The 19,683-nt window shown below is 70.1% G+C and carries 16 protein-coding genes; 3 read left to right on the top strand and 13 right to left on the bottom strand.

Translation table 11 applies throughout. The annotated features are described in order from the left end of the window. The 6 genes from ACFQS9_RS09770 to ACFQS9_RS09745 all read right to left on the bottom strand — a co-directional run bounded on the left by ACFQS9_RS09770 (position 1) and on the right by ACFQS9_RS09745 (position 8,625). Positions 1–3,474: a protein kinase domain-containing protein gene (locus ACFQS9_RS09770; RefSeq protein WP_378403967.1), complete on the bottom strand. Its 3,474-nt coding sequence runs from the start codon at positions 3,472–3,474 to the stop codon at positions 1–3. Positions 3,475–3,558: 84 nt separating this feature from the next. Continuing rightward, complete coding sequence (locus tag ACFQS9_RS09765) at positions 3,559–3,942, bottom strand: thiol-disulfide oxidoreductase DCC family protein (protein WP_378403965.1); 384 nt, start codon at positions 3,940–3,942, stop codon at positions 3,559–3,561. A 23-nt stretch (positions 3,943–3,965) separates the two neighbouring features. Then, positions 3,966–4,154, bottom strand: a complete 189-nt coding sequence (locus ACFQS9_RS09760; RefSeq protein WP_378403963.1) for an antitoxin — start codon at positions 4,152–4,154, stop codon at positions 3,966–3,968. An 88-nt stretch (positions 4,155–4,242) separates the two neighbouring features. Next, positions 4,243–6,735 (bottom strand): HAD-IC family P-type ATPase, encoded by a 2,493-nt coding sequence (locus ACFQS9_RS09755; protein ID WP_378403961.1) that lies wholly within the window; start codon positions 6,733–6,735, stop codon positions 4,243–4,245. A gap of 43 nt (positions 6,736–6,778) precedes the next feature. Continuing rightward, a complete protein-coding gene (locus ACFQS9_RS09750; RefSeq protein ID WP_378403959.1) occupies positions 6,779–7,897 on the bottom strand; it encodes an MBL fold metallo-hydrolase in 1,119 nt (372 codons plus the stop codon). After that, a complete protein-coding gene (locus ACFQS9_RS09745) occupies positions 7,894–8,625 on the bottom strand; it encodes an enoyl-CoA hydratase (protein ID WP_378403957.1) in 732 nt (243 codons plus the stop codon). The genes ACFQS9_RS09750 and ACFQS9_RS09745 overlap by 4 nt, the downstream gene beginning before the upstream one ends. A gap of 39 nt (positions 8,626–8,664) precedes the next feature. Here ACFQS9_RS09745 and ACFQS9_RS09740 point away from each other — a divergent pair, with 39 nt between their 5' ends. Beyond that, the gene (locus ACFQS9_RS09740; RefSeq protein ID WP_378403955.1) at positions 8,665–9,747 is read left to right on the top strand and encodes an NAD(P)-binding domain-containing protein; all 1,083 of its coding nucleotides are present in this window, start codon (positions 8,665–8,667) and stop codon (positions 9,745–9,747) included. A 22-nt stretch (positions 9,748–9,769) separates the two neighbouring features. Here ACFQS9_RS09740 and ACFQS9_RS09735 read toward each other — a convergent pair whose 3' ends face one another. The 3 genes from ACFQS9_RS09735 to ACFQS9_RS09725 form a co-directional block, all read right to left on the bottom strand. Then, positions 9,770–10,678: an AraC-like ligand-binding domain-containing protein gene (locus ACFQS9_RS09735; protein ID WP_378403953.1), complete on the bottom strand. Its 909-nt coding sequence runs from the start codon at positions 10,676–10,678 to the stop codon at positions 9,770–9,772. Between the two features lie 151 nt (positions 10,679–10,829). Next, on the bottom strand, positions 10,830–11,465 hold the full coding sequence (locus ACFQS9_RS09730; RefSeq protein WP_378403951.1) for a relaxase domain-containing protein: 636 nt from the start codon (positions 11,463–11,465) through the stop codon (positions 10,830–10,832). A gap of 105 nt (positions 11,466–11,570) precedes the next feature. Then, complete coding sequence (locus ACFQS9_RS09725) at positions 11,571–13,424, bottom strand: hypothetical protein (protein WP_378403949.1); 1,854 nt, start codon at positions 13,422–13,424, stop codon at positions 11,571–11,573. Positions 13,425–13,524: 100 nt separating this feature from the next. Here ACFQS9_RS09725 and ACFQS9_RS09720 point away from each other — a divergent pair, with 100 nt between their 5' ends. Then, positions 13,525–13,887: a hypothetical protein gene (locus ACFQS9_RS09720; RefSeq protein WP_378403947.1), complete on the top strand. Its 363-nt coding sequence runs from the start codon at positions 13,525–13,527 to the stop codon at positions 13,885–13,887. Between the two features lie 37 nt (positions 13,888–13,924). On the opposite strand, the gene ACFQS9_RS09715 is transcribed toward ACFQS9_RS09720, so the two are convergent. Next, positions 13,925–14,776, bottom strand: coding sequence for an aldo/keto reductase (locus ACFQS9_RS09715; protein ID WP_378403946.1), 852 nt, complete (start codon positions 14,774–14,776; stop codon positions 13,925–13,927). A gap of 60 nt (positions 14,777–14,836) precedes the next feature. On the opposite strand from ACFQS9_RS09715, the gene ACFQS9_RS09710 reads away from it, so the two are divergent. Beyond that, the gene (locus tag ACFQS9_RS09710) at positions 14,837–16,477 is read left to right on the top strand and encodes an ABC-F family ATP-binding cassette domain-containing protein (RefSeq protein WP_378403944.1); all 1,641 of its coding nucleotides are present in this window, start codon (positions 14,837–14,839) and stop codon (positions 16,475–16,477) included. Here ACFQS9_RS09710 and ACFQS9_RS09705 read toward each other — a convergent pair whose 3' ends face one another. Genes ACFQS9_RS09705 through ACFQS9_RS09695 form a run of 3 tightly spaced genes read right to left on the bottom strand, consistent with a single transcriptional unit; the run spans position 16,478 to position 19,630 of the window. Then, the gene (locus ACFQS9_RS09705; RefSeq protein ID WP_378403942.1) at positions 16,478–17,668 is read right to left on the bottom strand and encodes a Dyp-type peroxidase; all 1,191 of its coding nucleotides are present in this window, start codon (positions 17,666–17,668) and stop codon (positions 16,478–16,480) included. Further along, entirely contained in the window at positions 17,661–18,179 is a 519-nt protein-coding gene (locus tag ACFQS9_RS09700) for a copper chaperone PCu(A)C (RefSeq protein ID WP_378403940.1), read from the bottom strand. Before ACFQS9_RS09700 ends, ACFQS9_RS09705 begins: the two co-directional genes overlap by 8 nt. After that, a complete protein-coding gene (locus ACFQS9_RS09695; protein ID WP_378403938.1) occupies positions 18,176–19,630 on the bottom strand; it encodes a PepSY-associated TM helix domain-containing protein in 1,455 nt (484 codons plus the stop codon). Before ACFQS9_RS09695 ends, ACFQS9_RS09700 begins: the two co-directional genes overlap by 4 nt. Positions 19,631–19,683: the final 53 nt, after the last annotated feature.

Raw genomic sequence — 19,683 nt, 5'->3', positions numbered from 1 at the left:
TCACACCGTATCGACGCAGTCCTGCGACAGCACCTCGACGAGGAACGCGCTCGGGACGGACGGCCACTCGGGCCGCCAGCGCCCGCCGATCTGGTCTTCCCGCAGGGCGGCGAGGAGCGCGAACAGCTGCGGTCCACCGTCGGGGAGGTAACGGACCATCCCGAGCTCGGCACAGGTCGCCGCGACAGCGGCGAGCGTGGCCTTTGCCTCGTCGGTCCGGCCGGCCGCGGCGAGGCAGCCCGCGAGCAGCCGGGTCGCCTGCAGTGAGGCCCGCCGCCGTCGACGTCCCCGAAGCCGGTCCACCCATTCCTCCGCCCAGACGCGGGCGAGCTCGGTCTGCTCCGGCGACCGCGGCGCGAGCAGCAGCCGGATGGCGGTGGCCTCCTCGACCTGCGCGGTGATCTCGTCAATGCCGTCCACCGGCCGTCGCCGCGCGGGATACTCGACGGGCACGAAGCCGGGCGGTGTCGGGAACCCGAGCCGGACACGCTCGTTCTCGATCCTCGACCGCAACCGCGGCAGCGAGAGGTCCCGTGCGGCTCTCGCACCCGCGTCGAGCCGACGCCTGCTCTCCGCGAGATCGCCACGCAGGGCCTTGACGCGCGCCCCCGTGGCATACCGGGCGAGCTTGAAGTCGACGCCGCCGCTCTCGACACCGAGCTCGAATCCCCTGTCCAGCAGCCTTTCGGCCTCCGCCAACTCCCCTCGCTCGTACAAGAGCTCGCCGAGGAGCGAGCCGGCCAGTCGGGCACCGTGCGACTGGAGCCCGCCTGAGCGCTTGGCCGCCGCCAGGGCGGCCCGGAAGCGATTCTCGGCCTCGGCCAGGTCGAGCTGTTCGTACGCCGCGATGCCGCGGTAACTGTGCCCGAGCATCACATTGAGTGGGCCGCTGTTCCGCCGATGGTAGGTCGCCGCCCAGTCCTGCAGGCGGCGGACCTCGTCGAAGTCGAAACGGTAGAGCGCGCCGAAGGTGGCCACGTTCGCGGCCGCCGACGTCACCCACGGCCGGAGCGCGTCGGGACGCGCCAAGCACTGCGCGACGAGGTCCTCCACCCGGTCGATCCGGTCCGAGCGCAACTCCATGACGCTGCGGACGACATCGGCCTCGATCCTCAGGTCGGCGACCTCGCCCTCGGTGAGCGCGGATCGCTCGAGCGCGGTATCGAGGCCGGTAAGCGCCTGCTGCGCCGGATCGATGCGGTGCAGCAGGATGTTGGCCCATGCCACGATGAGCTGCAGGCGGGGGCTCGACGCGACGATCGCCGGGGGCAGCTTGTCGACGGACCCGAGCAAGGTTGTGGTCTGCGTGAATTCGAGCAGTCGTACGCCGTCCCGCTCGACCAGCTCGACCGCGCGCTGGTCGTCGCCCGCGGCCAGGGCGTGGTCGACGGCCTCGCTGAGGAACTGGTGGTCGGCGAACCACTCGGAGGCCGTACGGTGCAGGCCCTCGACCGCGTCCGGACGGTCGCGCTCGAGCCGCCTGCGGAGGAACTCCGCGAACAGCGGGGCGTAACGGAACCAATGCCGGTCGTCGTCCATCCGGTCCAGGAACAGGTCGCGTTCCTCGATCGCCTCCAGCAGTGCCTGTCCCCTGCTCACGCCGGCCAATACCGATGCCAGGCTGCCGCATATCCGGTCGGTGACGGAGGTGGCGAGCAGGAAGTCGAGGATCTCCGGATCCACCGTGTCGAGCACATTCTCGGCGAGGAACTCTCCGATGGCGTGGTGGCGCCCCGAGATGTTCTCGATCAGCTCCGCGGGGTTCTCGGACTCACGCAGCGACAGCGACGCCAATTGCATCGCCGCGACCCAGCCGCCGGTCGACTCGGTCAGGTTCCGGACGTCGTCGTCGTCCAGTTCGAGGCCGCCGAGGTCCACCAGGAATACCCGCGATTCCTGGGTATCGAAACGTAATGCACCAGAGCCGATTTCGACGAGTTCGTCGCGCACCCGCATCCGGCTCATCGGGATTCCCGCCTGCGTCCGGCTCACCACGACCAGCTGCAGGTGCTGGCAACCGTTGTCGAGCAGGAATGCCAGCGCAGCAACCGTTTCCGCGCTCGTCACCCGATGCCAGTCGTCGATGACCACGGCCACCCGCTCGCCGTTCTCGTGGATCTCGTCGACCAGGGTGGTGAGCACGTAGCGCTCGGCCTCGTCGCCGTGCTCCTCGAGCGCGTCCCCCAGGTCCCGCGCCAGGGTGGGCCGGACCCGTCGGATCGCCTCGATCAGGTGCGCCAGGAACCACACGACGTTGTCGTCGTCGTGGTCGACGGTGAGCCATGCGACGGCCACCCCCTCCTCGTCGAGCGCGCCGCACCACTGGGCGGCGAGTGTGCTCTTCCCGAACCCCGCCGGAGCGTGGATCACGGTCAACTGCCTGTGCCTGCCCGCCTGCAGGAGGTCGATCAGCCGGCCGCGGGTGACCAGTGGCCGGTTCGGCGTCGGCGGGCGGAACCTCGTCGCGGGCGCGGGCGGAGTCGTGATCCGGCCCGAGGATCCGCGCCTGACCGTGTGCCGACCCGAGGTCCGGTCGTGATGCGGGCCGCCGTGCCCGGCGACCGGCAGTTCGTCCTCCGCTACCGGGAGCTCGTCGACGATGAGTCCGTGCCGATCCTGGACCGCACGCAGTTCGTCCCCGAGCTCCGCGGCCGTGGCGGGGCGATCGGCCGCCTCCCTGGCCATCGCCCGCTCCAGCACGGCACACACGTCCTCCGGTATGCCCTCGCCGCGTAGGTCGGGGATCGGCCGGGTGGTGATGCGCAGGAACTGCGCGACCACCTGTTCGCCGCTGCGGCGCTCGAACGCGGCGTGGCCGGTGATGGCGCAGAAGAGGGTGGCGCCGAGGCTGTAGACGTCCGACGCCGGCGTCGGGGGATGCCCCTCGAGGACCTCGGGGGCGGTGAAGGCGGGCGACCCGGTGACGGCACCGGTGGTGGTCTCGAAACCCCCGGCCACCCTGGCGATGCCGAAATCCGTCAGCTGCGGTTCGCCGTAGTCCGTGACCAGTATGTTTGCGGGTTTGACGTCGCGGTGCAGGGTGCCGAGCCGGTGCGCGGTCTCGAGTGCGCCCGCGATCTTGACGCCGAGCGCGATCGCCTCCGGCCATTCGAGCGGCCCCGAGTGGCGGATCCGGGCGTCCAGCGAATCGCGCGCGTGATACTGCATCACGATGAACGGTCGCCCCGAGCCCGTTGCCCCGACCTGGAAGATCTTGACGATGTTCGGGTGGCCCGACAGCCGGCCCATCGCGCGCTGCTCGCGGAGGAAGCGTTCGAGATTCTCCGAGTCGAGATCGCTGGTCAGCACCTTCACCGCGACGATTCGGTCCAGGTCACGCTGTAGGCAGCGATAGACGACGCCGAACCCCCCACGGCCGATCTCGTGCGCGTCTTCATACCCCGCCGCGGCGAGTTCCGCCGCGAACCCCGATGTCATCTCGCGTTGCGTCGCCTGTGGATCGATGTCTGCCATCTGCACCCTCGACCCGGGCTCGGTTGCCGTGCTCTTCCGCCCGGGTGATCCGAGCATAGCTCGGACGCGACCAGCGGAATCGGGTCACTCGAGCGCGCAGCTGCCGCCCTTGCCCGGGAGTCGGTGCCTGTTGGCCGCCACCCAGCGATACGCGCGGTCCTGGAGTTGGCGAACACCCCAGATCCTGTAGACGAACAACGGGATTCGGGTGCCGAGCACCCCGGAGAGGGCGGCGTTGATGGCTCCGGCACCCGCGTACCGGTCGCCGCGCGAGTCGACCGCCCAGGCCTGCTCGAGCGCGGCCTCGGTATCCACCCCGAATCGCTCCGGCGCACCGCTCTGCTGCAGCGCGACCGCACTGACCCGACCGCGGCGGTCGATGCGGCGAAGGAATTCCGCGCTACGTACGCAGAAGCCGCAGTCCCGATCGAACAGAAGTTCCACCGTGTACGGGGAAGGATCGGGCATCTGCGGCTCCTGGTCGGGATCGGCTACTCGTTCGGGATGATCTTCTTGGCCGCGTCCTGCGCCTTGTCGACGTGCTGGGCGTACTTGCCGCCGGTCTTCTCGTCGATGAAGTCGCCCGCCTTGTCGACGGCGCCCTCGATCTTGTCGGCGTGCTGTGCGGCGGCCTGCTTCCCCTTGCCGAACAGGCCCTTGAGGGTCTCCATGAAGCTCATAGCGTCTCCTCTTCCGGTGCCGACCCGGCACCATGGGTCGCCGGGGCGTTACCCCCGCTACGGCCCCAGTCTCACAGAGATCCCTTGGTCACGCCACCGATTCCGGGGTGGTCGGGCCGGTCACGCCGCCGACATCCGGCTGCGCGAACAGCCGCCGCTTCTCGCCGTGGATGGCGCCCGAGATCCACCACGACACCTCCACCAGCACGATGCCCACCGCGCCGCAGACCAGCGCGGTGGTGGTGCCCCCCACATTCGACGGGTCGAGCTTGAAGAACTCACGGGTGAACGGCAGCGCGAACAGCACCAGGTACCCGGCCACCGACCCGGCGATGAGCAGCACCTTCCACCAGGTGTACGGCCGCGCCACGATGGCCAGCACCCACACCGCGATCATGATCAGGGTGATCAGTGCGGTGGTTCCGGCCTGCACCCTTTGCGTCTCGGTTGCCTCCGGGCCCGCGTACACCAGGGTGTAGGCGACGAAGGTGGCCACGCCGATGACGAGGCCCGACGGCACCGCGAAGCGCATCACCCGCGGGACGAATCCACTGCGCGCGCGCTCGTTGTTCGGTGCCAGCGACAGGATGAACGCGGGGACCCCGATCGTGAACCAGGCCGCGATCGTGACGTGCCGCGGCAGGAACGGGTAGGGCATCGGCTCGAAGTGGAAGAACTGGGAGAGCACCCCCGAGAGCCCGACGAGCAGCGCCAGCAGCACCGAGTACACGGTCTTGGTGAGAAACAGGTTCGAGACCCGCTCGATGTTGCCGATCACCCGGCGCCCCTCACCGACCACGTACGGCAGGGTGGCGAACTTGTTGTCCAGCAGCACGATCTGGGCCACCGCCCTCGTCGCCGGGCTGCCCGAGCCCATCGACACGCCGATGTCCGCGTCCTTGAGGGCGAGCACGTCGTTGACGCCGTCACCGGTCATCGCCACCGTGTGGCCGCGCGACTGCAGCGCCCCCACCATCTCGCGCTTCTGATCCGGCCGCACCCGGCCGAAGGTGGTGGCGCGGTCCAGGGTGTCGGCCAGCGCCTCCCGATCGGCCGGGAGCTCCCTCGCGTCGATCGGACTGTCACCGCCGGGCAACCCGAGCGAACCGGCAACCGCGCCAACGGAAACCGCGTTGTCCCCGGAGATCACCTTGACCGAGACGTGCTGATCGGCAAAGTACTCCAAGGTCTCACGGGCGTCGGGCCGTACCCGCTGCTCGAGCACCACCAGTGCCCGCGGGGTCACCCGGCCCGGTGCCGCCGAGTCGTCGACCGGCAGATCGCTGCTGCCGAGCATGAGCACGCGCAGGCCCTTCGAACCGATCTCCTCGGCCTCGCGGGCGACGTCCGTCTCCGCGTCGAGCAAGACGTCGGGGGCACCGAGCACCCAGTTGCCGTTGTCGCCGTAGGAGTTACCGCTCCACTTCTTGGCGGAGGTGAACGGCGCGACGGCGGTGCTGGTCCACCCGGGATCGCCGTCACAGGATTCGGCGATCGCCAGCATGCTCGCGTTGGGACGAGGGTCGCCGCCCGCCATCGCCGCGAGCGCGTCGCGGGCGGATGCCTCGTCTCCGTCGAGAGAACGCAACTCCGACAGCCGCATACCGTTCTCGGTGAGCGTGCCGGTCTTGTCGGCGCACACGACGTCGACGCGGGCGAGCCCCTCGATGGCGGGGAGTTCCTGCACCAGGCACTGCCTGCGGCCGAGCCGGACCACGCCCACCGCGAAGGCGAGCGAGGTCATCAGTACCAGGCCCTCCGGCACCATCGGGACCAGCGCCGCGACCATGCCGTTCAGCGCCGCGGGCAGGTCCTGCTCGCTGACGAACAGCTGGTTGTAGATGATCATCAGCCCCGCCGGGATCATCAGGTAGGTGATGAACGTGAGGATCTTGTCGACACCGCTGCGCAGTTCGGAGTGCACCAGGGTGAACTTGCTCGCCTCGGCCGCGAGCTTCGCGGCGTAGGCATCCCTGCCGACCTTCGTGGCCTGGTAGGCACCGCTGCCGGACACCACGAAACTCCCGGACAGGACCTGTTGACCCGGCTGTTTGTGGACGGGATCGGCCTCTCCGGTCAGCAGCGATTCGTCGACCTCGAGGACTTCCCCCTCGACCACGGAGCCGTCGACCACGATCTGGTCGCCCGCGCCGAGCTCGATGATGTCGTCGAGGACCACCTCGTTCGGCGCCACCGACACCGACACCCCGTCGCGCCGGACCTGGGGTTTGGCCGCACTGACGATCGCCAGCTTGTCGAGGGTCTGCTTCGCCCTGATCTCCTGGATCATGCCGATCCCGCTGTTCGCGATGATCAGCAGACCGAACATGCCGTCGATCACCGAGCCCGTGGACAGCACGATGATCAGCAGCACGCCGAGGATCGCATTGATCCGGGTGAACACGTTGGCCCGGACGATCTCCTTGACCGACCGGCTCGCGCGGCCGGGCACGTCGTTGGTCTGCCCGTCCGCCACCCGGCGCGCCACCTGCGCCGTGGTCAGCCCGGTCGAGGTGTCGACCTCGCCCGCACTGAGTGTCGCGACCGTCACACCGTCGCCGGATATCTCGTCGGAGGCCATGCCAGCCAGGCTATGTCAGATCCCGGGGCGTGCGCCGCTTCCGTCAGGCGAGCCGCAACCACCACTGGCGCTGCGAGGCCGGGCGCAGCACGTCGATCCGCTGTCCCGGCATCGGCACGCTCACCCTCGTACCGGCCTCCCCCGCCGCCGTCAGCAGCCGTGTCACCGGCTCAGCCCACGGATGGAAGGCCAGATTGAAGGTGGCCCAGTGCACGGGCACGAGCACGCCGGATCCGGGCTCACCGAGGTTGAGATCGGCGTGCATACGGACCGCCTCCTCGGGGTTCATGTGGATGTCCGGCCAGTGTTCGTCGTAGGCGCCGACCGGGAGCAGCGTCAGGTCGAACGGACCGTGCCGCGTGCCGATCTCCGCGAACCTGGGCGTGTAGCCGGTGTCGCCGCCGAAGAACACGGTGCGCTGCGGTCCGGCGATCACCCAGGACGACCAGAGCGTCGGATTGCGCACCAGCCCCCGACCCGAGAAGTGCCTGGCCTCGGTGCAGGTGACTGTCAGGGCGCCGATCCTCGCCTGCTCGTCCCAGTCGAGCTCGACGATCCGGTCTTCCGGCACACCCCAGTGCCGCAGGTGTGCGCCGATGCCCTTCGGCACCACGAACGGGGCCCGCTGGGTGCGGACCAGCGCGACGACCGTGGGCTTGTCGAGGTGGTCGTAGTGGTCGTGCGAGACCACGACCGCATCGATCTGGGGCAGCGCCTCGATCCCGACCGGCGTCGGATGCAGCCGAGCAGGCCCGACCAGCCGGGAGGGCGAGACCCGGTGGCTCCAGACGGGGTCCGTGAGCACCCGGTGCCCGTCGATCTCGATCAGCGCGCTCGAGTGCCCGTACCAGGTGACGGCCAGTTCGGCGGGCTGCGCGGGTGCGAGCGGGGTGGCCAGCGGGATCGGCCGACGGGGACGTCCCAGGCGGCCACGGGTGAGAATCGAGGTCACGATGTTCGAACGCGTGGCCACGAACTGGCTGCTGGGTTCGGAGTTGTGGAACCGCTTGCCGCGATACCGGGCGGAACCCGTCGCGTGCGGCACGATCGCCGTGGTGGAGGCGCCCATGGCCGACGAGAGTTCCACGCCGACTCGGGCGATCGCCGCGATCCCCGCCAGTCCGGCCGCGGCGGCGAGGACGCCCTTGATCCCGATACTCATCGCCCCTTGAACTCCGGCTTCCGCTTCTCCCACCGCGCCTGACGGGCCTCGTCCATGTCCTCGCTGCGCCACGCCGCCTGCAGGGCGCTGAGCTGTTCGGGCGTCGGATCGTCCTGGGTGCCGTCGTCGTTGAACACCAACTTGAGGTGTCGCAGCGACAGCGGGGCCAGGGCCGCGATGCGCTTGGCCCAGTCCTGCGCGGACGCGAGGTCGCCGATCTTGTTCGCCAGCCCCGCGGTCAACGCGTCCTCGGCGGACAACGACTCGGCTCCGAGCAGCATCGTCCGGGCCGGCCCGCCGCCGGCGAGGGACACCAGCCGCTTGACCGTCCAGGTGTCGACGGAGATGCCGAGCTTGGCGGCGGGGATCGCGAAATGGGCGTCCGGGGCGACCACCCGCAGGTCCGAGGCCAACGCGAGCTGGGTGCCCGCCCCGATCGCCGGGCCGTTCACCGCCGCGATCACCGGGATCGGCGCCCCGTCGATGGTGTGCAGCATCTCGAGCAGGGTGTCGGTGAATCCGTCGGCGTAGACGTCACCGGACAGGTCGGCACCCGCGCAGAACGCGGAGCCCTGTCCGGTCAGCACGATCGCCCGGGCCCCGAGCGCCACGGCCTCGTCGACGGCGTCGCGCAGGAGCACGCATTGCTCCGTGTTCAGAGCGTTCCGCCGGTCCTCCCTCTGCAGCTCGATGGTCACCACGTCACCGTCACGGCTGGTCCCGATCATGTGGTTGACCGTACCGTTCACACCCGGGAGGTTGCCACCATGCAGACACGGACCGAAGTCGTGGTCATCGGCGCCGGACAGGCCGGTCTGTCCGCGGGCTACTACCTGCGCCGGTTCGGGCTCGATCCCGAGGCGGGATTCGTGATCCTCGATCACTCCCCCGGCCCGGGCGGCGCGTGGCAGTTCCGTTGGCCCTCACTGACATTGAGCACCGTCAATCGGGTTCACGACCTGCCGGGGATGCCGTTCACCGACGTGCTCGACGGCACCGCGCCCGCGGAGGTGCACGCCGCCGACGCCGTACCGCGGTACTTCGCGGAGTACGAGCGGCGCTTCGAGCTGCCCGTCCACCGGCCGGTGCACACCAGGGTGGTGTGCGATCAGGCCGGTGACGGACTGCTCACCCTGGAAACCGACGCCGGCGCCGTGACCGCCCGCGGGATCATCAACGCCACCGGCACCTGGGAGCGCCCGTTCGTCCCGCGCTACCCGGGAGCCGACCTGTTCCGGGGCCGTCAGCTCCACACCAGGGACTATCAGAACGCCGCGGAGTTCGAGGGCAGTCACGTGGTCGTCGTGGGCGGCGGAATTTCCGCCGTGCAGCTGCTGGACGAGATCTCCCAGGTCACCTCCACCACCTGGGTGACCCGCAGCGAACCGCAGTTCCGGGACGAGCCGTTCACCCCGGAAGAGGGCAGGGCCGCGGTTGCTGTGGTGGAGGATCGGGTCCGTCGCGGGCTGCCACCCGGCTCGGTGGTGTCGGTGACCGGGCTGCCCATGTCCCCGGCGATCCGGGCCGCCCGCGCCCGCGGCGCGCTCACACGCCTGCCGATGTTCAGCGAGATCACCGCCGACGGGGTGCGGTGGGCGGACGGCACGCACCGGCGCGCCGACGTGATCCTGTGGTGCACCGGCTTCCGCAGCTCGCTCGACCACCTGGCCCCGCTCCGGCTGCGCGGACCCGGCGGCGGGATCACCATGACCGGGCGGCTGGCCACACAGGTCTCATCCGACCAGCGTGTCCACCTGCTCGGGTACGGGCCGTCCGCGAGCACCATCGGGGCCAATCGCGGCGGACGGGCGGCCGCCGCGGAACTGATCGAGTACCTGGGCCGTTCGTGAGCGTGGTCGGTCGCGCCGAACCTCAGGCTGCGGCAGCGGCCGCGGCCCGTTGCCGGATCTCCCGCGGCGACTCACCGGCGAGGTCCCGCACTGCGCGGCCGAACTGGCTCAGCCCGGTGAACCCGCTCCGTCGCGCGATCTGGCCGACGGACAGGTGCGCGAGGCCCGGGTCGGAGAGCAGGTCGATGCCGTGCCTGACCCGTCGCCTCCGGATCATGCCGTAGACCGAAATGCCGTCGCCCTCCAGGAGTTTGTGGAGGTACCGGGGGCTGACGTTGATCCCCGCGGCGACTCGATCGACGTTCAGCGTCGGATCGGCGAAGTTACGCTCGATGAAGTCGTACACCCGCGCCCGGTTGCCGACTGCCATCTCTTCCGGCGCGGGCGCCTCGGCCGCCGGCTGCTGGATCACGGCGAGCGCGAGGTCCACGATCGCATGCTCGATCAGTGACTGCTCCGCGAGAGTGCTCGGGTGATGACGGCTGAGCGGCTCCAGCATTCCCGCCAGCGCTGCCCCGACGGGCGATTCCGGAATGACGGCGCCGGTGAGCCTTCGAGTGTCGATCGCCCTCTCCGCGAGCAGCCGGCGAGGGAGATAGACGAAGACGACTTCGCTGCCGGCGGCGACGTCGAGCTCGAACTCGCGCCCGAAGTCGACGAACGTGATGTCTCCCGCGGTGCCCCGACCCGAGGTCCGATCCTGTTCCACGCCAACGGTGCCCGCCCGGATGGTCGCCACCGAGACGTAGTCACCCATCTCGTCGCCCAGCATGGTGCGCGTGCGGACCGCCGTGACCGCGGTCGACGTCATCCGATTCACGCGGATCGTCCCGAAGTCCGTGGACCCCATCGTCGCACTGAACTCCGACGGCTGCTCGGACCGGAATCGGCAGATCCCGGAGAGCGTGTCGATCCCGTCGGCCCCGTGCATGTGAAGACCGCCCCGAAACCGCTGCGTCAGACCCGCGGTATGCAGTGTTGCCGTGCCAGCGTTCAATTCTTCCCCCGTGTCGCCCGTGCCCCCCGACATGAGTTCCACTTGGCACCCTAACGCAACGACACGGATTCTGTCGGACGATCGATCAGCTCGCGTCGGCGACCACCTTGCGTGCCTGCGTCAGCGACGGGAACTCGAATCCCCAACCGAGCGAACGCCGCACGCCCATCGCGAGCAATCGCTGGTACTGGGACCATGCCTGCGACTGCCAGTCGAGGAACCGCTCGACCACGAGCGTCCGCCACTGGTCGTCGTCCAGGGTCAGCGCCACGGTGGACACGTGTATCCGGGTGCAGATCATCTGCGGCTCGGGCGAGATCTCCGTCTCCGACAGCCCGGCCAGGCCGACGGCGGGGCACCACTCGACTCCCGCACAGGTGTCGAACCGGACCGCCGTTGCGTGGCGCTCCCAGGTGGCCAGCGTCTCCTCGACCGCATACTCGTGCGCCGCCAGCACCGCATCCATGCGGTCGGGCAACCTCCCCCCGAAGGCCGCACGCAGAACCGATCGCGGCGGGGTGAAGGCAACCTCGAGCACCGACACCGAGTCGTTCTCACGCCGGACGCCGCATCCGTCCCCGAACAGCCACTCCGCGACGCTCATCTCGGGTGGGTGCGCGAACTCCGGCCCGGAGGTGGACGCCCCGACCCAACGCAGTCGGGTGAAGTCGGTCGACTGGAGCAGCGGAACCGAATCCGCGTGTGCGATAACCCACGTCATAGCGGCATGATTACATCCGGACAAGCGTTCAGACTCCCCGGCTTGACCGAATCGATACCTGATGCGCGAATCGTCGAAACCCTGTGCGCAGATCACCCAGTCCGATCACGGAACCGGCACGACGACACCGACGGGCCCCGACCCCACGCAGAGCGCCAGGTCAGGCCCCATCGCGCGGAGCTCGAGTAGGTCGCCACCGCCCGTCAAGCGCACGAAGACACTGTTCGGGCCGTTCCGAACCGGGACCACGACCGGCTCCCCCTGTTCGAGCGACACCACGATCTCGCCGTCCGCCGAGGACAGGTAGTTCAGCCGAACGGTCCACTCCCAGCGGGCCAGCGGACCGTCGAGCGGCAGCTCGACCAGATCGGACCCGATCCGGTGCCCGCAGCCCTGCGCCGGGCCCGGATCGATCGCCCGGACCCAGGTCACCTCGGCGTCGACCGCTCTGCCGTCATCGTCGAGCATGCGCAGCTCCGGTGTCGCCGGGGCGAACTCGGGGCGATCGGGCAGCGGACCGAGAACACGACTGACGAGGTTGTGCGGGTGGGCGACGGGCAACAGCACCCAGATCGACACCGGCTGCTCGAGCAGCGGCACATCGGGATGCGCCGCGAGCGCCGACCGCGCATTGGCCAGGTAGTCGCGCGTGGTGTTGTCCTGCCAGCTGTCGGCGAAGGTCGCAGTCGAGACGAGGCTGCCGGCGACGAACGCGGACATCGCGGCCACCGCCGACGCCACCGTCGGTCCTCGCCCCGGAGCCGTCCGGCCGGCGCGCACGGGAGCGCGCAGAACGAGGGCCAGGGCGATGGCGATGATCACGGCGCTGTCGGTCAGGTAGCGCAGCGTCTGCCCGAGCTCGAAGGTCGTATCCGCCCCCGATCGGGTCACGACCATCGCTGTCACCGAGACGAACACATAGGCCCCCACCGCGATCCACACCCAGGCGACCCGGCGCTTCCAGACGATCGACGCGACGACAAGGGCGGCAGCGAGGACCCAACTCGCGGCGATGAGCCCCTCCGGCGGGTCCGCCCACGGCGGACTCGGCGGCCAGCGGTCCCAGGTCCACGGTCCGCCGAAGAGGGTCGGCAGCAGCCCGTTCGATGTCGCGTGCCGGACCATCTCGATCGCGGACGCCCCGTCGAAGGGCGCGAAGTCCGTGGTCACGGTCAGTCGGTAGATCAGCGACCACACGGCCGCCAGGAGCAATGCCGGCGCCCAGAACAGCGCCCCCCGGGAGAGCGCCGTGCGTATCGGTCGCACCCTTCCGTCGACCCGGTAGATCAGCGCGACCGCGACGAAGGCGACGAGCGGGACCAGCACCGCCTTCTCGAAGAACTGCAGCGACACCGCGAACACCAGGAACCCGGAGATCGCATGGCGCGCACTGCCTGTGCGGCACAACCGGATCGCGTCGCCGGTGACCCACGCGAGCCCGATCTGCAGAGGCAGCGCGTTGAGGCCCGCGGCCCACCAGGCAAACGCGGGCAGGGTCAGCGGAGAGAAGAGGTAGAACACCAGCGGGATCAGGATGACCGGGCGGCGACCGAGGATCAGCCGGAGCAGTCGTAGCAGGGCCAACGAGGCGAGCGCCTGGAGTACCAGCAGCATCAGCGCCGGCACCAGCCAGTCGTACGGCGCCAACCGGGTCGCCAGCCCCGCCGCGAGGAACGCCGCGGGCATGAAATGACCGTCGTGGTCGTAGAACAGGAACTCCGACGACAGCAGCGACAGGGATCCGGACCGGCCGGTCAGGATCAGGTCGTCCCAGTAGAAGTAACCCCGGCTCAGAACCACCGCGCGCACGACCAGCTGCAGGGCGATCAGCGCCAGCGCGATCTGCAGGACCCGAGTGCCGGACAGTTGCCACCGGCGAGGCGCCCGACGTCGCCGATTGCCGGCGGCCGGCCCCTCGACCGCCGCCGGGTCCGCGGGGACGGCCATTTCTGCGCGCATGGTCGTGAAGAGTGCCACCATTGAGCCCGCATTCGCGCGGACGGTGGCTAGTATCAGTGCTTGGTGTTGCCGAGAGTCCCGTGCGACCGAGAGGACCCCGATGCGTTTCCTCAAGCTTGCCGCCACTGCCGCCGCCCTCGTCGCTGTGCCCGCCGTCCTCGCGGCACCAGCCGCACAGGCCCTGACCCCGCGGACCGTCTTCGGGACGGTGACCTGCAAACAGGGTCCGCGGAGTGCACCACCGGTGGCGGTGTGGGTGGTCGCCGAGAAGGGCGAATCCGGGTGGGCGGAACTCGACGACCCGATCGGCCCCGGATCGGTGCGCGAGTACAGGTACACGACCTATGACGCCGAGCGATTCCGGCTCGTCGTCGGGTGCGGGGGAACAGACAAGCAGGCGGAGCAGGCCGTCGCCACCGGCTGGATGAAATCCGGTCGACACAACCTGACCCTGAACTACTGACCGTCCGGCACCCGTTGCCGCCGGGCCGCCGTGGGGATCACCCCATATCGAACTCGTCCGGATCGGGCCCCAGCCGGTTGCCCGCGTCCAGGTCGGCGATCGCGGCGAGGTCCTCGGAGTCGAGCTCGAAGTCGAAGACCTCGATGTTCTGCCGAATCCGGTACGGCGTCACGGACTTCGGAATGATGACATTTCCGAGCTGCAGATGCCACCGCAGCGCCACCTGCGCGGTGGAGCGCTGATGCTTCTCGGCGATCCGCGCCAGCACCGGGTCGTCGAGCAGCGCACCGCCCTGTCCGAGCGGTGACCACGCCTCGGTGACGATGCCGTGGTCGGCATGGAACGCCCGCAACTGCGGCTGGGCGAAATCCGGGTGCACCTCGATCTGGTTGATCGCCGGCACCACCGACGTCTCGTCGATCACGCGGCTCAGCTGTGCGGGCTGGAAGTTGGAGACACCGATGGACCGCACCCGGCCCTCGGCCCTCAACTCGGTGAAGGCGCGCCAGATCGCGACGTAGTCCTCGCGCATCGCGCGCGGCCAGTGGATCAGGTACAGGTCGAGGTAGTCGAGGCCGAGCCGATCGAGGGAGGCGTCGAACTCGCGGCGAACCGTGTCCGCCGTCCAGGTCTCCCCCGAGCCGTTCCACAGCTTGGTCGTGACGAACAACTCGTCGCGCGCAATCCCGGAATCCGCGATGGCCCGTCCGGTGCCCACCTCGTTGCCGTAGATCGCCGCGGTGTCGATGCTCCGGTAGCCGATGCTCAACGCGCTGGTGACGGCCGTGTAGCTCTCGTCGTCGGGCACCTGCCACACCCCGAAACCGAGCTGCGGGATGGTGTTGCCGTCGTTCAACGTCACGTCGGGGACAGGGCTCACAGAGGTCATGCAACGGAACAACCGCCGCCGCGGAATCCTTGTTCCCGGGCTGCTGGGACAATCGTCGCCATGACCGCAACACTGCACGCCGACGGGCTGTCCGCGTCCCGCGGCGAGCGCACCCTCTTTTCCGGGCTCGACCTCGTGGTGGCTCCCGGCGACGTGATCGGACTGGTCGGCGCCAACGGCGCGGGCAAGTCCACCCTGCTCTCCATCCTGTCCGGGCACAGCTCGGCCGACATCGAGGGTGCGGTCTCGCTCAGCCCGCCGCACGCCACCGTGGGCTATCTCACCCAGGAGCCCGAACGCCTGCCCGGCGAGACTGTCGAGGGTTTCCTCGGCAGGCGGACGGGCGTCACCGCGGCCGAGGAGGAGATGAACGCGGCCGCGGAAGCACTCGCGGAGGACGGCGGCGACGACCGGTACTCGCACGCGCTCGAGCGGTGGCTCGGCCTCGGCGGCGCCGACCTGTCCGAGCGCGCCGAGAAGGTGCTGGGCGACCTCGGCCTCGACGTCGGGCTCGACGCGGAGATGACCGCGCTGTCCGGCGGGCAGGCCGCACGGGCGGGACTGGCGTCGCTGCTGCTCTCCCGATACGACGTGCTGCTGCTCGACGAGCCGACCAACGACCTGGACCTCGACGGCCTCGAGCGGCTCGAACGGTTCGTCGCGGAGGCCCGGACCGGCATCGTGGTGGTCAGCCACGATCGAGAGTTCCTGGCACGCACCGTGACCGGAATCGTCGAACTCGACCTCGCCCAGCAGCAGATCGCGGTCTACGACGGCGGCTACGAGGCCTACCTCGCGGAGCGGGCCATCGCCCGCCAGCATGCGCGGGAACGCTACGAGGAGTACGCGGACACCAAGGCCGGTCTCGAGGATCGCGCTCAGATGCAACGCAATTGGCTCGAGCACGGTGTCCGCAACGCACGGCGGAAGGCCAAGGGCGCCGACTCCGACAAGATGGGACGCAAGGCCCGCTCCGAGTCCACCGAGAAGCAGGCCGCGAAGGCGCGGCAGACGCAGCGCCGCATCGAGCGGCTCGAGGTCGTCGAGGAGCCCCGCAAGGAATGGGAACTGCGCATGCAGATCGCGGACGCCCCGCGAAGCGGCACCGTGGTGGCCACCCTCGGCGGCGCGGTGGTTCAGCGTGAAACATTTCGGCTCGGCCCGATCAGTGCCCAGATCGAATGGGGCGACAGGGTTCTCATCACGGGACCGAACGGTTCGGGCAAGACGACGCTGTTGCGTCTGCTGCTGGGCAAGCTGACTCCCGACGAGGGCACCGCCGCACTCGGTTCCGGCGTCGCGGTCGGCGAGGTCGATCAGGCCCGCGGATTGTTCGAGGGAGACGAGACGCTTGCGGCGGCGTTCGGAACCCAGGTCCCCGACTGGCCCGACGCCGACGTGCGCACCCTGCTCGCCAAGTTCGGCCTGCGCGGTGCGCACGTCCTGCGCCCGGCGAGCTCCCTCTCGCCGGGCGAACGCACCAGGGCCGCATTGGCACTGCTGCAGGCCCGCGGCGTGAACCTGCTCGTCCTCGACGAGCCGACCAACCACCTGGACCTGCCTGCGATCGAGCAGCTCGAGCGCGCGATGGACGAGTACGAGGGCACGCTGCTGCTGGTCACCCACGACCGGCGGATGCTGGACACGATGCGCAGCACCCGCCGGTGGCGGCTGGCGGACGGCCGACTGTCGGAGGCCTGATCAGGCCCCCAGCAGCGACTGCCCCAGGTACTCACCCTCCCGGCAGCCCGGCGGGATCGCGAACACCGCCGAGCCGATCGGTGTCGACCACCGGTTGAACATGTCGAGCTCGGCCAAACGTTGCTGGACGGGCAGGAACTGGGCGTCGACGTCGGCCTGGTACGCGACGAAGATCAGGCCGGAGTCGGACACGTCCGCGCCGGCCGGGGCCTCGTCGTAGTTGTAGGCGCGACGGTGGAACCGCTGCCGCGGATCGGCCGAGCGGGCCCGCGCGATGTGCGAGAACTCGGAGATCACCGTCAGCCCGCCTGGCCCGGTCGCGCCGAAGTCCGGCTCGTCGTGCTCGGCGTTCCCGGTCAGCGGTGCGCCGTCGGAAAGCCGTCGCCCCATCACGGTTTCACGGCCCGGACGGTCCAGCTCGTCCCACGCGTCGAGGTCGAGGTGGGTGCGCCGGATCACCACCGAGGTACCGCCCGCGAGCCACGGCTGCGCCGCGCCGTCGTTCCACACCAGCTGTCCGAAGTCCTCGGTGCCGGCGCGGGGGTTGACGGTGCCGTCCACCTGCCCCATCAGGTTCCGCATCGTGGTGCCCTCCGGTTCGGTGCCCCGTGCCCGCCGGAACCCGCGTTGGGTCCAGCGCACGGTGGCCGTCTCCCGGGCGCCCTTGAGCAGCACCCGCAGCGCGTGCGCGATGGTGACCGGATCGTCCGACCCGACCTGCAACAGCAGGTCGCCGTCGTTCCACCGCTGCTCGAGCCGGTCGATGACGAACGGCGGCAACGGCTTACACCAGGTCGGCCGCCGGTCCTCGAGACCGACCGCGCGGAAGACGCCGGGCCCGAACCCCACGGTGACGGTGAGCCGCGCCGGCGAGGTGGCCAGGTCCGGCTCGGTGTCCGCGAGCGCGCCGCGGCCCTGGGTGAGCCGGGCGGCATCCGCGGTCCACACCTTCATCAGCCGCACCAGTGTCGACCGGTCGACCTCGGGCTTGAGGTCCAGCGCGACGAACGTGGTGTGCGCCTGCGGGGTGGTCGCGATCCCGGCCTGGTGCTCGCCGTGGAACGGGACGACCGGCATGGCGGCCTGCGCCTCCCGACCCGTGAGCGCGGCCCCGGCCCCCCAGCCGAGTGCGGCGCCGCCGACGGCGACCGCACCCGTGCCGAGCAGGCGTCGGCGACTCAGCTCAGCCACCGTTGCTCTCCTGGTACTCCTCCTTCGCGCCCGCGAAAGCCCGGACCTGCGCGGTGAACTCGGCGGTGCCGGCCTCCCCGAACAGGAAGGTGAACGGAACCTCGGTACCTGCCTTGATCGGGGCGGGCAGATCGAACAGCATCACGTGGTCGGCGCCGGGTTCGAGCGTGTACGACCCGCCCGCGGGCACCGTGATGCCGCCCTGCTTGCGGCGCATCACCGTCGAGCCTGCCCCGCCGTCCGCCATCTCGTGCAGCTCGACGCGCAGCGAGGCGGGACTGCTCACCTCGGTGAGCAGCAGGTCGGCGTCCGAGTTGTTGCGCAGCGTGCCGAACATCGCCGTCATCCCCGAGTCGGCCGCCTTGACCCACTGCTCCTCGAGGGTGATCGATGTCGCGGCCAAATCCGTCCGGGCCGCCGACGATCCCGAGTCGCCGGAGCAGCCGGCGAGGGCCAGTCCGATCGCCGCCACGCCTGCGACCGTCATGCGGGTACGGGTGAAGGTGATCATGCCGGGGTTTCCTTCTTCTCGAGTGTCTTCGCCCGCGACCGCGAGACGAATCCGATTGCGACGTCGACGACCAGGAAGGCCGCCAGGGAGATGCCGAGCAGGGGGACGAACATGCCGACCGCGCCCGCGACCACCGCGATCGCCGCGATGGCGGGCCAGGGCAGCCGGCGCAGCGCACCGCGGCGCGGCACCGTGCCGAACTCGACGCCCTGGGCGCGGGCCGGCCGACGCTGCCACCACATCAGGTAGCCCCGCACGATCATGGTGAGCAGCGCGACCGCGAGTGCGGCGAGCACCACCTGATTGGCGAGGCCGAACATGGTGCCCATGTGCAGGGCGATGCCCCACGAGGTGAGCTTGGCGACGAGCGGGACGTCGGCGAAATCCACCCGATCGGTGACCCGCATCGTGTAACCGTCGACGGCGATCGCATCGCCGCCGGTCTTCGCCGTCTCCTTCACCGTCCACGCCTCGGCGACGGTGGCCGGGACACCCACCGACAGCTGACCCGTCAGGCCCTGGGCGCGCGCCACGTGCAGCACCCCGTCGATCGCGGTGACGTCCACCGCCTCCGCCGTGGACGCCGTTGCGCCACCGCCGCCCCCGTGGCCGTCGTGATCCCCGCCCGCCGGCGCCGGCGTGCCGTCGAGCGAGGCATTGAGCTTCGGGGCGTTCCAACTCATCTCGGCGCGCAGCGTCTTGATGTTCGCGCCCGCGTGATCGGACCACGACAGTCCGGTCGCCGACAGGAACAGCAGGCCCAGCGCGGCCCAGGCGCCGACGGCCCCGTGCCAGTTCAGCGTTCGGCGCCGCCCGGCGACCGAGCGGTCCACCGTCAGCAGCCGGGCACGCCCGCCGCGAGCCCGGTCCTTGCGGGACTTGTCCCACCACAGGTACAGGCCGCCGAGCACGATGACGAACAGCCAGGACGCGGCCATCTCGGAGTAGAGATTCCCCACGTCGCCGAGGTGCAGGTTCTTGTGCAACGCGGACAGCCAGGCGCGCAGCGGCAGGTCGCCGGAGTCGGTCTCCAGGGCGCCGAGCACGTCGCCGCTGCCCGGGTCCACGAACACGGTCGACTGCCCCGAGGCGGCATCGGGGTCGGTGAACACCACACGGGTGGTGCCGCCCGGGTCCGCGGTCTGCAGCGACTCCACGGCGGCCGGGTCGCGCCCGTCCAGCGCGGCCTGCAGTTGCTCGGAGGCGGGTAGCGGCTCGCCGGTGGAGCGCGCGTCGAGGTAGTTCCCGTAGACGAGCTTCTCCAGGGTCGGCGCGAACGCGTAGACGAAGCCCGTCAGGGCCGCGACCAGGAGGAATGGTCCGACGAACACACCCGCGTAGAAGTGCAGGCGCAGAAGGAGTTTGCGCAGCGCCGATCCGCCGGGCGCTACGGGGGGACGGGTGCCCGGCGGAGAGGTTTCGGGCACACCGGACTTGTCGGTGATGGTCATGACATCGCTTTCGTCGATCAGACTTGGGGTGCGCGGGACCCAGAGGAGCTGAA

It is taken from the genome of Rhodococcus daqingensis (genome assembly GCF_042665615.1).
Classification (GTDB): Bacteria; Actinomycetota; Actinomycetes; order Mycobacteriales; family Mycobacteriaceae; genus Rhodococcus_G; species Rhodococcus_G daqingensis.
Note: the sequence above shows the minus strand (reverse complement) of the source record. Positions and strands in the feature narration are given on the sequence as shown.

Excerpts from the sequence above, each read along its gene's own strand:
- ACFQS9_RS09770 (WP_378403967.1), bottom strand. The coding sequence starts at position 3,474 with ATGGCAGACATCGATCCACAGGCGACGCAACGCGAGATGACATCGGGG.
- ACFQS9_RS09765 (WP_378403965.1), bottom strand. The coding sequence starts at position 3,942 with ATGCCCGATCCTTCCCCGTACACGGTGGAACTTCTGTTCGATCGGGAC.
- ACFQS9_RS09760 (WP_378403963.1), bottom strand. The coding sequence starts at position 4,154 with ATGAGCTTCATGGAGACCCTCAAGGGCCTGTTCGGCAAGGGGAAGCAG.
- ACFQS9_RS09755 (WP_378403961.1), bottom strand. The coding sequence starts at position 6,735 with ATGGCCTCCGACGAGATATCCGGCGACGGTGTGACGGTCGCGACACTC.
- ACFQS9_RS09750 (WP_378403959.1), bottom strand. The coding sequence starts at position 7,897 with ATGAGTATCGGGATCAAGGGCGTCCTCGCCGCCGCGGCCGGACTGGCG.
- ACFQS9_RS09745 (WP_378403957.1), bottom strand. The coding sequence starts at position 8,625 with ATGATCGGGACCAGCCGTGACGGTGACGTGGTGACCATCGAGCTGCAG.
- ACFQS9_RS09740 (WP_378403955.1), top strand. The coding sequence starts at position 8,665 with ATGCAGACACGGACCGAAGTCGTGGTCATCGGCGCCGGACAGGCCGGT.
- ACFQS9_RS09735 (WP_378403953.1), bottom strand. The coding sequence starts at position 10,678 with ATGCACGGGGCCGACGGGATCGACACGCTCTCCGGGATCTGCCGATTC.
- ACFQS9_RS09730 (WP_378403951.1), bottom strand. The coding sequence starts at position 11,465 with ATGACGTGGGTTATCGCACACGCGGATTCGGTTCCGCTGCTCCAGTCG.
- ACFQS9_RS09725 (WP_378403949.1), bottom strand. The coding sequence starts at position 13,424 with ATGCGCGCAGAAATGGCCGTCCCCGCGGACCCGGCGGCGGTCGAGGGG.
- ACFQS9_RS09720 (WP_378403947.1), top strand. The coding sequence starts at position 13,525 with ATGCGTTTCCTCAAGCTTGCCGCCACTGCCGCCGCCCTCGTCGCTGTG.
- ACFQS9_RS09715 (WP_378403946.1), bottom strand. The coding sequence starts at position 14,776 with ATGACCTCTGTGAGCCCTGTCCCCGACGTGACGTTGAACGACGGCAAC.
- ACFQS9_RS09710 (WP_378403944.1), top strand. The coding sequence starts at position 14,837 with ATGACCGCAACACTGCACGCCGACGGGCTGTCCGCGTCCCGCGGCGAG.
- ACFQS9_RS09700 (WP_378403940.1), bottom strand. The coding sequence starts at position 18,179 with ATGATCACCTTCACCCGTACCCGCATGACGGTCGCAGGCGTGGCGGCG.
- ACFQS9_RS09695 (WP_378403938.1), bottom strand. The coding sequence starts at position 19,630 with ATGACCATCACCGACAAGTCCGGTGTGCCCGAAACCTCTCCGCCGGGC.